Origin of the sequence: Spirillospora sp. NPDC047279 (assembly GCF_040643285.1) — a bacterium.
Lineage (GTDB): Bacteria > Actinomycetota > Actinomycetes > Streptosporangiales > Streptosporangiaceae > Spirillospora.
In genome coordinates, this window is the sequence record NZ_JBEYUA010000010.1 from 111,716 (window position 1) to 124,676 (window position 12,961).

The 12,961-nt window shown below is 71.9% G+C and carries 11 protein-coding genes; 8 read left to right on the top strand and 3 right to left on the bottom strand.

The features are described from left to right. Positions 1–77 precede the first annotated feature (77 nt). Positions 78–854 (top strand): alpha/beta hydrolase, encoded by a 777-nt coding sequence (locus ABZ810_RS25715; RefSeq protein ID WP_358407297.1) that lies wholly within the window; start codon positions 78–80, stop codon positions 852–854. Here the strand turns inward: ABZ810_RS25715 and ABZ810_RS25720 are convergent. Next, complete coding sequence (locus ABZ810_RS25720) at positions 820–4,716, bottom strand: BTAD domain-containing putative transcriptional regulator (RefSeq protein WP_358407299.1); 3,897 nt, start codon at positions 4,714–4,716, stop codon at positions 820–822. The genes ABZ810_RS25715 and ABZ810_RS25720 overlap by 35 nt on opposite strands. A 91-nt stretch (positions 4,717–4,807) precedes the next feature. On the opposite strand from ABZ810_RS25720, the gene ABZ810_RS25725 reads away from it, so the two are divergent. Together ABZ810_RS25725 and ABZ810_RS25730 are read left to right on the top strand one after the other, a co-directional pair. Next, the gene (locus ABZ810_RS25725) at positions 4,808–5,638 is read left to right on the top strand and encodes an NAD(P)-binding domain-containing protein (RefSeq protein ID WP_358407302.1); all 831 of its coding nucleotides are present in this window, start codon (positions 4,808–4,810) and stop codon (positions 5,636–5,638) included. Further along, positions 5,635–6,387, top strand: a complete 753-nt coding sequence (locus ABZ810_RS25730) for an SDR family oxidoreductase (protein ID WP_358407305.1) — start codon at positions 5,635–5,637, stop codon at positions 6,385–6,387. The genes ABZ810_RS25725 and ABZ810_RS25730 overlap by 4 nt, the downstream gene beginning before the upstream one ends. 810 nt (positions 6,388–7,197) lie before the next feature. On the opposite strand, the gene ABZ810_RS25735 is transcribed toward ABZ810_RS25730, so the two are convergent. Further along, positions 7,198–7,707 (bottom strand): helix-turn-helix domain-containing protein, encoded by a 510-nt coding sequence (locus ABZ810_RS25735; protein ID WP_358407308.1) that lies wholly within the window; start codon positions 7,705–7,707, stop codon positions 7,198–7,200. A 133-nt stretch (positions 7,708–7,840) separates the two neighbouring features. Here ABZ810_RS25735 and ABZ810_RS25740 point away from each other — a divergent pair, with 133 nt between their 5' ends. From ABZ810_RS25740 to ABZ810_RS25755, 4 genes are all read left to right on the top strand, one after another. Continuing rightward, entirely contained in the window at positions 7,841–8,203 is a 363-nt protein-coding gene (locus tag ABZ810_RS25740) for a nuclear transport factor 2 family protein (RefSeq protein ID WP_358407310.1), read from the top strand. Between the two features lie 175 nt (positions 8,204–8,378). After that, positions 8,379–8,972, top strand: coding sequence for an NAD(P)H-dependent oxidoreductase (locus tag ABZ810_RS25745; RefSeq protein ID WP_358407313.1), 594 nt, complete (start codon positions 8,379–8,381; stop codon positions 8,970–8,972). Positions 8,973–9,048: 76 nt separating this feature from the next. After that, the gene (locus ABZ810_RS25750; protein ID WP_358407316.1) at positions 9,049–10,590 is read left to right on the top strand and encodes a DHA2 family efflux MFS transporter permease subunit; all 1,542 of its coding nucleotides are present in this window, start codon (positions 9,049–9,051) and stop codon (positions 10,588–10,590) included. Positions 10,591–10,781: 191 nt separating this feature from the next. Continuing rightward, complete coding sequence (locus ABZ810_RS25755) at positions 10,782–11,669, top strand: hypothetical protein (protein ID WP_358407318.1); 888 nt, start codon at positions 10,782–10,784, stop codon at positions 11,667–11,669. A 12-nt stretch (positions 11,670–11,681) separates the two neighbouring features. Here ABZ810_RS25755 and ABZ810_RS25760 read toward each other — a convergent pair whose 3' ends face one another. Continuing rightward, positions 11,682–12,263, bottom strand: a complete 582-nt coding sequence (locus tag ABZ810_RS25760) for an alpha/beta hydrolase (RefSeq protein WP_358407319.1) — start codon at positions 12,261–12,263, stop codon at positions 11,682–11,684. A gap of 68 nt (positions 12,264–12,331) precedes the next feature. Between ABZ810_RS25760 and ABZ810_RS25765 the strand changes: the two genes are divergently transcribed. Then, on the top strand, positions 12,332–12,916 hold the full coding sequence (locus ABZ810_RS25765; RefSeq protein WP_358407322.1) for a GNAT family N-acetyltransferase: 585 nt from the start codon (positions 12,332–12,334) through the stop codon (positions 12,914–12,916). Positions 12,917–12,961 lie beyond the last annotated feature (45 nt).

The following is a 12,961-nucleotide window of genomic DNA, read 5'->3' on the forward strand; positions in this document are numbered from 1 at the left end:
GAACGCTCCGCTCCTCAGCGGCACCGGACGCTGGCAGCGTCGTCGGTGATCGAACGTTGAGGAGAAGGGACGAGGACATGCCCGCGATCACCGTTGGAAGGGCCCGGGTGGAATACCGGGCGGAGGGCACCGGCCAGGGGCTGGTGCTGCTCCACGGCACCGGGCCGGGTTCGTCCATGTGGGACGGGCTGGTGGGCGAGTTCAGCGACCGCAACACCGTGATCCTGCCGGACGTGGCGGGCAGCGAGAAGGCCGAGGACGACGGCGGCGACCTGACCGTGGAGGCGCTCGCCGCGCAGGTCGCGGCGGTGATCGAGGACTCCGGGGCGGCACCGGTGGACCTGCTGGGCTTCTCGCTCGGCGCCCCCATCGCCGCGGCGGTCGCGGCGACGCGGCCCGAACTGGTGCGGCGGCTGGTGCTGGCCGCGGGCTGGAGTCACCTGGACGACGAGTACCTGCGCACCATGATGACCGTGTGGCGGGAGATCGCCGACAACCCGCCCGCGTTCGGCCGATTCGCGACGCTCACCGCGTTCAGCGGCGCGTTCCTCAACTCCATCGGGCGGGAGGCCGTCGAGCAGAACGCCGCGTACATGCGGCCGACGCCGGGCGTCCTGCGGCAGCTCGACCTCAACCTGCGCCTGGACGTCCGCGAACTGCTGCCGCTGGTGCGCGCCGAGACGCTGGTGATCGGGTGTACCCGGGACGCGACCGTCCCGGTGGAGAACGCGCGCGGGCTGCACGCGGCGATCGCCGGCAGCGCGTACGCCGAGATCGACTGCGGGCATGTCGCGCCGATCGAGAAGCCCGCCGAGTTCGTCACGCTGGTCGCGGACTTCGTGCGCCGTCCGTGAACGCGGCGGTGAAGGCGGCGGACCCGAGCGCGTCGCGTACGGCGAGGGTGACGCGTTCGACGTCCCCGCGTTCGGCCGGGGGCAGCGGCGTGCCGACGGACTCGCGCAGCGCGTGGGCGGCACCGAGCGAGCGGGCCGCTTCGCTATGGTCGCCGGCGAGCGCGTGCGCGCCGGCCAGCCCCTCCATCGCGAGCGCGACCGCCCTGGGGTCGCCGGTCTTGCGCGCGGTGCCGAGCCCCTCCCGGTGGAGCTTCATCGCCGCCGCGGCGTCGCCGCGTTGCTCGGCGACGAAGCCCAGCTCGGCGAGGATGAGCGCGACGCCGTGGTGACCGCCCCGCTGCCTGCACCATTCGAGCCAGCGCAGCAGGTGCCCCTCGGCGGCGTCGAGCCTGCCCTGCCGCCGCGCCACCAGGCCGAGCCCGATCTCGGCGAACTCCTCGGCCGACTCGTCCGACTGCTCGGCGGCCAGCCGCCGTGCCCGTTCGTGCAGGTCGGCGGACGTCTCGTAGTCGTGGTCGAGGAGCGCGATCCGGCCGAGTCGGGTCAGGCGGCGCGAGACCTCGGGCCAGAGCCGCAGCTCTTCGGCGGCCTGCAACCCGTCCCGATGCAGGTTCTCGGCTTGCTCGTAGTCACCGGCGACCTCGGCGACCGCACCCAGGGCATCGCTGACGCCCAGCTGCTCCCAGCGATCGCCGACCTCCTCGAAGAGCGCGGCACTCTCGGACGCCTGCCGCGTCGCGGCGGCGAAGTCGCCCCGCAGCACAGCCTGACGCGCCCGCATGCTGAGAGCCGCCGCGATCCCCCAACGATCACCGACCGTGCGAAACCCGATCAGAGCACGCCCCACCAGATCCTCACTGACCGAGACGTCACCGTAGCCAAAGAGCGCAAACCCAAGCAGCCACTCACCACGAGCCCGAACCCACGCACCCCCGTTGACCTTCTCTCCCTCAGTAACGTCCTCGTCCTCGTCCTCGTCAGCATCCTCGCCAGCGTTCATGTCCTCGTTCGCGAAGAGAGCAAGCGCGGCGTCCAGCCGCTCCGCGGACGGCGGAACTTCTCCAGCCTGAACGCCAAGAGCGATCCGCCAGATCGTCGCCTCAGCCCGCAACAACCCCACCCCGCCAGCCGCCACCGCAGACGTCGGGGCCTCGGACGCAGGCGCCTCAAGCACGGGCATCACAGACGCGGCGGCCTTGGCCGCGAGCGCCTCGTTCTCGAACTCGAACGCGGGCATCTCGGACGCGAGCGCCTCGGACGCGGCCGCCTCGAACGCGGCCGTCTCGGAGGCGGGGGGTTGGGGGCGTTCGGGCAGGGGTGGTGTGGGGCTGGTGGTTAGGGCGAGGGTGAGGGAACGGTTCGCTTCGCTGAGCCGGCCTCGCAGGAACCAGTACCAGGCGAGGGCATTGACCAGGCGGAGCGCGAGGTCGGCATCGCCGCGGTGGGCGGAGCTTTGGAGCGCGGCGCGCAGCCCCGCCGCCTCGGCGTCGAGCCGTTCGAGCCATTCGCGCTGGTGATGGCCGCGCAGATGATCTGCGGCGCGTTCGGCCAGCGCGACGTAGTAGGCGTCGTGCCGCCGCCTGACCTCGTCGGACTCACCGGCTTCCCGGAGCTTGTCCTGACAGTAGGCGGCCACGGACTCCAACAGCCGGTAACGCGGGCCGCCGGCGCTCTCGGCGTCCGGACGTTCGACGACGAAGACCAGCGAGCGGTCGACCAGCCTGGCCAGCAGGTCCAGGACGTCGACGGTCGCCACACCGTTCCCAGCGCAGACTTCCTCGGCGGCCTCCAGCGTGCAGCCGTCCGCGTGCACGGCCAGGCGGCGCAGCACCGCGCGTTCGGCGGCGGTGAGCAGTTCCCAGCTCCAGTCGATCATCGCGCGGAGCGTCTGCTGGCGGGGCGGGGCACCACGCCGTCCGGACGCGAGCACGCGGAACCTGTCGTCCAGCCGGTCGCGCAACGTCGTCACCCCGAGCACGCGCAGCCGGGTCGCCGCCAGTTCGAGCGCCAGCGGGATGCCGTCGAGCTGGCGGCAGATCTCGACCACCGCCGCCTCGTTGGCGGGTGTGAGCTCGAAGTCGGGCGCCGCGGCCTTCGCCCGCGCCAGGAACAGCCGGACGGCGCTCGACTCGCGCGGTGCCGAGCCGAGGTTGGGAAGGCCGAGCGGCTGAACGGGCCACACTTGCTCGCCGTCGATGCCGAGCGGCTCCTGGCCGGTCGCCAGCACGGACAGGTCGGGGACCGTTCGGAGGAGGAACGCGACCAGCTCAGCGGCGGGTTCGATGACGTGCTCGCAGTTGTCGAGAACGAGCAGCGCGCGACGCCCCCGCAGCGCGGCGGCGATCAGCAGAGCGGGATCGTCCGCGGGCGCCGCGTCGTCGCGCAGGCCGAGCGTGGTGGTCACGAGATCGGTCAGCCGATCGACCGCCGCGCCGCGTTCAAGGGTGGCCAGCTCGACCAGCCAGACAACCTCCACGCCCGAGCCGGCCGCGACGACGTCCGTGCCGGGGCCCGCTGCTGCTGCGGCGGCCCTGCTGAAGTCCCCCGACGTGGCGTCCATACCCGAGCCTGCTGCTGCGGCCTCCACGCCAGAGACCGCTGAGGCGGTACTCCTCCCGGAACCAATGGCTGCCGCGTCCATGTCGGCGTCCGCTGGCGCGGCATCCGCGTCGGTGCCCGCCAGCGCGGCCATGGTGGCGGCCGTCTCGATCGCCAGCCGCGTCTTGCCCACGCCGCCGGGACCGGTGAGCGTGACGAGCCTGCCCGACGAGAAGAGACCGCGAACGTGCTCGATCTCGTCCGCGCGCCCGATCAGCTCGGTGACCGCAGCGGGCAGGTTCGTCCGTAGGCGCGGCAGCACCGGAGCAAGACCCTTGCCCGAGCCAGGGCCGCTGTCCAGAACGAGGCCGTGGTCCTGGCCGAGGTTGCGATTCTGGGCGTCGTCGCTGCGCGGGGCGAGGTTGCGGGCCTGGGCGTTGTCGCGGCTGCCCGGCGCGCGGTCACGGTCCGGCACGAGGTCGTGGGGTGGGGTGTCGTCGTGGGGCGGGGTGCCGTCATGGGATGGGGTGTCGTCGTGGGATGGGGTGTCGTCGTGGAGTGGGGTTTGTTTCGGGGGCGGGGTGGGGGTTTGGGTGAGGATGGCTTGTTGGAGGGTGGTCAGGGCGGGGCTTGGGTCCAGGCCTAGGTCTTCGCGGAGGCGGGCGCGGAGGTCGGTGTACGTGGCCAGGGCCTCGCTCTGGCGGCCTGCGCGGTAGAGGGCGCGCATTTGCAGGGCGCGTAGGCGTTCGCGGAGCGGATGGCGGGCCACGAGGTCGGCGAGTTCGGCGGTCAGCGGGACGTGTTCGCCGAGGTCTAGGCGGACGGCGGCCTGCTCCTCCAGCGCGGCGAGCCGCTGCTCGTTCAGCCTGGTGATCGCGGACCGGGCGAACTCCTCGTCCGCGAAGTCCGCGTACGCCGTCGGCCCGCGCCAGAGCGCGAGCGCCTCGGTGAGCAGGGCCGCACGTTCGCGCGCGTCGTCGTCCAGGCGTCCGGCCCGCGAGAGCAGCGCCTCGAAGTGGTCGGCGTCGATCTCATCGGTCTTGATCAGGTAGCCGGGCGGGTGGGAGACCACAAGATCGCGGGCGCCGGGCTCGGCCGCCTCCAGGGCGCGGCGGAGGTGCCACACCTTGTTCTGGAGGGCTCCCGCCGGGTTGCCGGGCGGCTCCTCGCCCCACAGGTCCTCGGCGAGCCGGTCGGTCGAGACGACCTGCCTCGCGTTCACCAGCAGGATCGCCAGCAACATGCGGACCTTCGCCTCGGGAACGCGCACGGGGGAACCGTCGGCCGCCCACACCGCGAGCGGGCCCAGCACCCCGAACCGCATGCCGATCACGTTACCCGTGAGCAGACCGAGAGCCGATCGAGAGAGCGCCCGCGCACAGTGACGGCATCCCTTCTGAAATGGAGATCCGCATATGAGCGACAAGCAGTCCGTGAGCGTGATCGGCCTGGGTTCGATGGGCGGGGCGCTGGCCCGGGCGTTCCTGGACGCGGGCCACCCGACGACCGTGTGGAACCGTACCGCCGCCAAGGCCGACGACCTGGTCGCGGCGGGCGCCACCCGCGCCGCCACCGCCGGCGATGCGATCTGGGCCTCCGATCTGGTGATCCTGTGCGTCCTCGACTACGAGGCGGCGAACGCCCTGCTGGAGCCCAACGCCGACATGGTGAAGGACCGCGTGATCGTCAACCTGACCAACGGGCGGCCCGAGCAGGCGCGGCGCACCGGCGCATGGGTCACCGCGCGAGGCGGCGCCTATCTGGACGGCGGCATCATGGCCGTGCCCTCGATGATCGGAAAGCCTGGGGCGTTCGTCCTCTACAGCGGGTCCGGGACGGCGTACGAGCGGTACGAGGCGGCGCTGGCGGCCATGGCCGCGCCGGTGTACGTGGGCGAGGACGCCGGGCTCGCCGCGCTGAACGACCTGGCGCTGCTGTCGGCGATGTACGGGGCGATCGCCGGCGCCCGGCACGCCACCGCCATGGTCGGCCCGGAGCGTGCGCCCGAGTTCACGACGTCCCTGCTGATCCCCTGGTTGCGGGCGATGGCCGCGGTCCTCGAACCGTCCGAGGACGAGGAGTCGCCGCTCGACATGCAGGCCGTCGGGCTCGTCAACATCGCCCAGGGCAGCCGCGCCGAGGGCGTCGACGACGCGCTGCTGACCCACCTGCTCACCCCGATGCGCGACATCATCGCCGCGGGCGAAGGCGCCGTGCTCACCGAACTGGTCAAGGAGATCCGATGAGGTACGCGGGCAAGAAGGCCGTCGTCACGGGCGGTACCCACGGCATCGGCATGGCCGTCGTGCGATCCCTGCTCGACGGCGGCGCCGAGGTGCTCCTCACCGGACGCGACGAGGCCAACGTCGAGAGCGCACGTACCGATCTCGCCGGCCGGGCCGCACACGTCGTACGTTCGGACGCCGCGAGCATGGCCGACATCGGCGCCCTGGGCGACGTCGTGGCCGAGACGCTGGGCACGGTCGACCTGGTGTTCGTCAACGTGGGGTACGCGACGTTCGGCCCGATCGAGGACGTCACCGAGGAGGTCTACGACCGCGTCTTCGACATCAAGGCCAAGGGCGCGTTCTTCACGACCCAGCGGCTCCTGCCCCTGGTGAACGAAGGCGGGTCGTTCGTCTTCACCACCGCCGTCCTGGACGGTTTGGGTTTCCCGCAGTCAAGCGTGGCCACGGGGTCGGTCACGGCCGTGCGCGGGTTCGCCAAGTCGTTCGCGGCCGAGTTCCTGGCGCGCGGGATCCGCGTCAACGTGGTCAGCCCGGGCTTCACCCAGACGCCCACCATGGGCATCGCGGGCCTCACCGCGGAGGAGAGGGCCGCCAACCAGAAGGCGGGTGAGGAGGCGACCCCGATGTCCCGGCACGGCGATCCCGCCGAGATCGCCGCCGCCGTCCTCTACCTCGCGTTCGACGCCACCTTCACGACCGGCACCGTCCTTGAGGTCGATGGAGGCCTGGGCCACATAGCCGCCTGACCCGAGACCGATCGCGCCCTCCAGACCTTCGCGCCACACGCCGCGCCAGCCGCTCGCGCTGGCGCGGCACGCGGCATCACCCGTATGAACGTACAGATCGTCGCCTCGAACGGTCCGGTGCGGGACGCGCAGCCATTGCGCGCCCGTCTGCCGGGATCACGCGAGTGGCAAGGCAGCGCGTGGGGGCCACATGCGCCAGCGGCCAGCGTGACGTGACAGCACAAAGGAAGGATCACGCGCGTGACGCAGCGGCGCGGATGCCTCGAAGACAGGTGGCGCGGGTCTCGGAGGCAGAGTCGCGCGGGTCGTGCGGGTCGTGTGGGCGCTGCGGGTGGCGCGGGTCGTGTGGTGTGGCAACGCGGCGGCAGAGTCACGCGAATAGCGCGGCGGCGCGGGCCATGTAGGTGGCGTGGCAGCGCGGGCGGCGCGCGTTCACCAACGTTTCCTGGACGACGCTGGCAGTGTGGTGGCGCGACGGTACGAGTGGCGCGGGTCGTGTGGTGGTGGAGCAGCGCGGCGGCAAGGTCACGCGCGTAGCGCGACGGCGCAGGCAACGCGACGGCACGAGCAGGACGGCGGCACGAGCAGCGCGGGTACAGGTTGACGGGGCACGGTGCGTGGCGGCCGGGGTGGCGTGGCGGCGCGAGCAGCGGGGCGGTGTGGCAGTGCTGGGGTCGGGTCACGCGGGAGTATCGCGGGCGGTTTGGCCGCGCGAGACGGGGTGGCGCGAGACAGTGGGGTGGGGTGGCGTCGGGCGGGGGGAGGCTTGTCCACAGGGTGTGGATAAGGGTGGGTGTTCGAGTGGGGCGGTCAGGGGTTGGGCGTTAGGGCGGCGCGGGCTTTGGCGGTGCGTTCGGCGGATTCTTGGGCGGCTGTCTGCTTCTCGGCGGCCATGCGGACGTCGTAGGCGGCTCGGGCGGCGGCGATCTCGTTCTGATGGCGTTCGGTCCAGGTGACCAGGGAGCGGATGGTCTCGTGGAGCGTCGCGCCGAGCGGGGTGAGGGCGTAGTCGACGCGGGGCGGCACGACCGGGTGCACGGTGCGGTGGACGAGGCCGTCGCGTTCGAGCTGGCGCAACGTCACGGTGAGCATGCGCTGGCTGATGCCGTCGATCTCGCGGCGCAGTTCGGAGAACCGGAGGCTGCGGCGGTCGAGGAGGGCGATGACCAGGAGCGACCACTTGTCGGCCACCCGGTCGAGGATCTGCCGGACCTCGCAGTCCTCCCGGGTGTCCCACTGGAGGACGTCGTAGTCGCCCTCGCCGTCCGGGCACATCGCGTTCAGCTCGTCCATGTCCAGATAGTGCCTGTTGAAGCTCATGGTTACAAGAGGTAACCACCTCGTCCTGTCATAACTGGGGCTTCTGACGATCAGAAAAGACATGGTCTTGGACTTATGGGCGGAGGGGGCGCATCGTGGAGGGTGGAACACAGTTGAGAGGGGTTCGATCACCATGACGCTGACTCGTGAGAAGGCCGGTAGCCCGGAGGAGATCGCGCGGTTGTTCGTGCGGCGGGTGAACGAGGGCGATGCCGAGGGCCTCGCCGAGTTGTACGCCGAGGACGCGGTGCTCGCGTTCCCGCCCGGTGCCCGGACCGTGGGGCGTGCGGCGATCCGGGCGGTGTTCGAGCAGATGCTGGCGGCCAAGCCGCGGTTCGAGTTCGAGGAGCCGCTGCCGACGGTCTTCCAGGGCGACCTGGCGTTGACATCGACGCGCCCGGCGGACGGCACCGGCGGCCGGGTCCAGGTCGCGCGCCGCCAGCCCGACGGCACCTGGTTGCGCATCATCGACCGTCCCGAGACTTCGGCCGGCTGAGACTTCGGCCGGCTGAGACACGTCCGGACGGCCCGCGCGAAGACCGCGCGGGCCGTCCGGCGCGTTCAGGTAGGGGTCAGTCATCCAGGCCAGTCACGTGACAGATTCGTGCGCGCGGCGGGATCCCTAGCGTCGTCCTCATCCCGAGAAACGCAGTCCGGATGAGGAGAGAACGATGAGCGGCACCCCCCTGAAGCTCGCAGTGATCATCGGCAGCACGCGGGAAGGACGTTTCGGTCCCACCGTGACGAACTGGTTCACCACGCACGCGGCGCAGCATCCTGAGCTGGACGTGGACGTCATCGACCTGACCGAGACGCCGCTGCCCACCGTGTTCCCGGACTTCGGGCGCGGACCCTCCGGCGACGTCAAGGAGCAGCTCGCCGCGGTGACTCCCCGGATGGCCGCCGCGGACGCGTTCGTGATCGTCACCCCCGAGTACAACCACAGCTTCCCCGCGGCGCTGAAGAACGCGATCGACTGGCACAACCGGGAGTGGCACGCCAAGCCGGTCGGCTTCGTCTCGTACGGCGGGATGTCCGGCGGCCTGCGCGCGGTGGAGCAGCTCCGGGTCGTCCTGGCCGAGCTGCACGCCGTCACCATCCGCGAGACCGTCAGCTTCCACAACTCGTGGGGCGAGTTCGAGGAGGACGGGACGCACCGGAACCCGCAGGAGTGCACGGCCGCCGCGAAGACGATGCTCGACCAGCTGACGTGGTGGGCGCACGCGCTCCGCGACGCCAAGGCGCAGCGGCCGTACGCCGCCTGACCACCGCTCCCCGTGAGGCGCCGACGCCCGGCCGCACCGCCGGGCCGGCCTCACCCTCCCCTTCGAGGAACTCGAGATGACCGTGACCGCCTCGTCCTCCGCGGGCTCGCGCGACGGCGGATCGGACGCGCCGCCGCCCGGATCCACACCACCGCCGCGATCCACGCCACCGTCGCCACCTGCCGCCGCCCACGCCGCCGCGCCGCGAGTGAACGCGATCGTGCTGACCCTGGTGCTCGGCTCGATCATGACGACGTTCGACATGACCGTCGTGAACATCGCGATCAACCGCCTGACCCAGGACTTCTCCGCGCCGCTGGCGACCGTCCAGTGGGTGGCCACCGGGTACTCGCTGGCCCTGGGCGCGATGATCCCCGCCACCGCGTGGGCCACCGGGCGTTTCGGCGGCCGGCGCCTCTACCTGGCGGCGATCGTGCTCTTCACGCTGGGCTCGGTGCTCGCCGGCGCGGCCTGGAACATCGAGTCGCTCATCGCGTTCCGCGTCCTGCAGGGCCTGGGCGGCGGCATGATCATGCCGGTCGGGATGACCATCCTCATCCGCGCCGCCGACCCCGAACGGCTGGGCCGGATGATGAGCCTGCTCGGCCTGGCGATCCTGGTCGGGCCGCTGAGCGGGCCGGTCCTGGGCGGCTGGCTGGTGGACGAGGTGTCCTGGCGCTGGATGTTCTTCATCAACATCCCGGTCGGCGCCGTGGTGATCGCCCTGGCCGCGCGGATCTTTCCCCGGGACACGCCGCGGGCACACCGCCCGCTGGACGTCCCCGGCCTGCTGATGTTGTCGCCGGGCCTGGCCGCCCTCCTGTACGGGGTGACCAGCGGCGGCGAACGCCATGACTTCGGCTCCCCCGGCGTGGTCGTGCCCATCGTGGCCGGGGCCCTGCTCATCGTCGCCTTCGTGGCCCGGGCACTGACCGCCCGCGCCCCGCTGATCGACCTCGGGCTCTTCCGCGCCCGGTCGTTCGCCGCCGCCTCGGGCACGCTGGCGCTGTTCGCGTCCGGATATTTCGGCTCGATGCTCCTGCTGCCGCTCTACTACCAGATCGTCCGCGGCGAGACCGCGACCATGGCCGGGCTCCTGGGCGTCACCGGGGCACTGGCCTCGGGCAGCGCGATGCAGGTCGCCGGGCGGCTCTCCGACAAGTTCGGGCCGGGCAAGGTGGTCCTGACCGGCATCACGGCCGCGGCCTCCGGGTTCGCGCTCCTGACCTTCGCGCTCGCCGCCGACACCCCGTACTGGCTGCTCATCGTCGCGACGACGGTGATGGGGGCGGGCGGCGGGACAACGATGATGCCGACCATGGCGGCGGCCGCGCGCGGCCTGTCCCACGACCAGGCGCCCGCGGCGAGCACCACCGTCAGCCTCATCAACACCATGGTGGGCGCCGTCGGCACCGCGGTGGCCTCGGTCCTGCTGACGAACGCGATCTCCACGCGCGGCGCGTCGGTCGGCGGCCTCGGCGTCCAGGTGCCCGACGCGACCCGGCGCGAGCTGGCCCCCGCCCTCGCGGACGCCTTCCAGCACACCTACGGATGGGCGCTCGCCGTGATCGTCCTCGCGCTGATCCCGGCGTTCCTGCTCCCCCGCCGCAAGTCCTGAACGGTGGCCCGCAGGCTCGGCTCTCATCACCGGGTCGCAAGGCCCGAACGGCGCGGCCGCCGCCCCCTCTCACCTGGGCGGCGGCCGTCGCGCGTGTTTCACGTCAAACAAGATCGAGCCGCCTGGAAAACATCGAACGGGAGGTCCGAAACCTACAAGACCACGACCGGCCGGGGGCGCACGATGGAGTCATGAACATCGACCTGACCGCCGCCACGACGTTCATGGCGGGCCACGCACGCGTCCTCGACCGCCGCCGCTTCGAGCTCCTGATGGGCGAGACCGACACCACCGCGGTCCTCGCCGCCCTGGAGGCCTACCGCAACCCCGACAACGGGTACGGCTGGGGCCTCGAACCCGACCTGCGTTCACCCGAGAGCCAGCCGGGCGCCGCCCTCCACGCGTTCGAGGTGTTCGAGGAGGTGGCACCGGCCACCACACCGCGGGCCGCCGAGCTCTGCGACTGGCTGCAGACGATCTCGCTGCCCGACGGCGGCGTCCCGTTCGCCCTGCCGCTCACCTTCACCACCGCGTCCGCGCCCTGGTGGGCCGGGGCGGACACCTCCACCTCCGCGCTCCAGATCAGCGCGATCAGCACGGCCGCCGCGCACCGCGTCGCCGCGCACGACCCGGCCGTCGCCGCCCACCCCTGGCTGGCCCGCGCCACCCGCTACTGCCTCGACCAGATCGCCGCGCTCGACGAGGCGCCGCCCGCCTACATCCTGAGCTTCGCGATCCACGTCCTGGACGCTGTGCACGACACCCACCCCGAGGCGCCCGAGCTGTTGCAACGCATGGGCAAGTACGTCCCGGCCGACGGAAAGGTCCACGTCGAAGGCGGTACGGAGGACGAATACCTCCGCCCGCTGGACTTCGCCCCGTACCCCGACCGTCCCGCCCGCTCCCTGTTCGCGCCTGAGGCCATCGCCGCCGACCTGGACCGTCTGGCCGGCGAGCAGAAGGACGACGGCGGCTGGACCGTCGAGTACGCCAAGATCTCACCGGCCGGCGTCCTGGACTGGCGCGGCGCCATCACCGTCCACAACCTCCAGCTCCTCCGCCGCAACGGCAGGATCTAGACCCGCCAGGAGCTAGCTGGCCACCAGCCGCGCCACCGGATCCAGGCACCACTCCAGCGCGGACGGCCACGGCCCATAACCATCGGGGACCGCCACATGCCCGGCGCCCGGCAACAGGTCGACGTCGCACCCGAGCGGCTGCCCGAAGACCACGTCGGCACCTTCCGGGCAGTACGGGTCGCCGTCGGAACACGCCAGCCGAGGCGTCTGGACGGAGAGCTTCAGCCTGGTCAGATCGAGTGCCGCCGGAGTGAACCCGGCGATGGCGTCCCAGGAGTACGCGCCGGGCTCGGGCGGGGCCACCAGCAGCACCCGGTCGGCCCCGGGCGCGTCACCCCGCCGCGCCGCCACGTGGAACCACGCCGCGCACGCCAGGCTGTGGCAGACGACGACCCGTTCGCCGCGCATCATCCCGAGCTCGGCCTCGATGGCCTCGATCCAGCCGGCCAGAGCGGGCGTGTCGGTGTCGGGCAGCTGCGGGTAGAAGACCTGCTCCCCGCGTTCCCTGAGGCGCTGCGCCAGGTCGTACTGCCAGTGCTCGGCGGGACGCCGGTTCTCCACGCCGTGAAGGATCAGGAAGCTGCGGTTCCACATGGCGCGAACTCTACAAATCACCCATCGCGTTCCGCGCGCCCGCCCGCGACATTGCCTAGCCTGCCGGCATGGCAGCGCCCCCTGACGTCCTCGTCCGGCCCGGAACGCCCACCGACGTGAACGCCGCGTCCCTGGTCGTAGCCCAAGCCGACGCGGCCCGCCTCTCCCCGGGCACAGGAGACCACAGCGAAGGCCACCCTGAAGTGAGTGAAGCCGTGACGGACGGCAGCCGCCCACCCCTAGGGCCCACTTCGGAGACTGGATGGGAACGGACACGCGAGCGGCTGGCGGACGAGCGGACGTTCTTCTTCGTGGCCGAACGAGCGGACGGGGCCATCGTCGGCGCCGCCGCCGGGATGGGCGGACGGCTGGACGGCGGCCGAGGAGAGGCGATCCCCGGGCTCTGCCACGTCAGCATGGTCTCCGTTCACCCCGATGAGTGGGGCCGCGGAATCGGCGGGCGGCTCCTCTCCGCGGTCATGGCCGAGGCGGGCGAGCGCGGCCTCGAGCGGATCCAGCTCTTCACGCACGACGACAACTTCCGGGCGCGGGCACTCTATGAACGGCTCGGCTTCCACCTCACCGGGGAGACGGCGATCTCGTCCTCCGCAGAACACATCGTCCGCTACCTGCTCCTCCTTCCCCCCACGTGAGCAACCCGCCCTGAACGAGTAGTCCCTGAGCAAGCAGCCACCAGC

Coding starts and splice junctions, on each gene's coding strand:
- ABZ810_RS25715 (WP_358407297.1), top strand. CDS start 78: ATGCCCGCGATCACCGTTGGAAGGGCCCGGGTGGAATACCGGGCGGAG.
- ABZ810_RS25720 (WP_358407299.1), bottom strand. CDS start 4,716: ATGCGGTTCGGGGTGCTGGGCCCGCTCGCGGTGTGGGCGGCCGACGGT.
- ABZ810_RS25725 (WP_358407302.1), top strand. CDS start 4,808: ATGAGCGACAAGCAGTCCGTGAGCGTGATCGGCCTGGGTTCGATGGGC.
- ABZ810_RS25730 (WP_358407305.1), top strand. CDS start 5,635: ATGAGGTACGCGGGCAAGAAGGCCGTCGTCACGGGCGGTACCCACGGC.
- ABZ810_RS25735 (WP_358407308.1), bottom strand. CDS start 7,707: ATGAGCTTCAACAGGCACTATCTGGACATGGACGAGCTGAACGCGATG.
- ABZ810_RS25740 (WP_358407310.1), top strand. CDS start 7,841: ATGACGCTGACTCGTGAGAAGGCCGGTAGCCCGGAGGAGATCGCGCGG.
- ABZ810_RS25745 (WP_358407313.1), top strand. CDS start 8,379: ATGAGCGGCACCCCCCTGAAGCTCGCAGTGATCATCGGCAGCACGCGG.
- ABZ810_RS25750 (WP_358407316.1), top strand. CDS start 9,049: ATGACCGTGACCGCCTCGTCCTCCGCGGGCTCGCGCGACGGCGGATCG.
- ABZ810_RS25755 (WP_358407318.1), top strand. CDS start 10,782: ATGAACATCGACCTGACCGCCGCCACGACGTTCATGGCGGGCCACGCA.
- ABZ810_RS25760 (WP_358407319.1), bottom strand. CDS start 12,263: ATGTGGAACCGCAGCTTCCTGATCCTTCACGGCGTGGAGAACCGGCGT.
- ABZ810_RS25765 (WP_358407322.1), top strand. CDS start 12,332: ATGGCAGCGCCCCCTGACGTCCTCGTCCGGCCCGGAACGCCCACCGAC.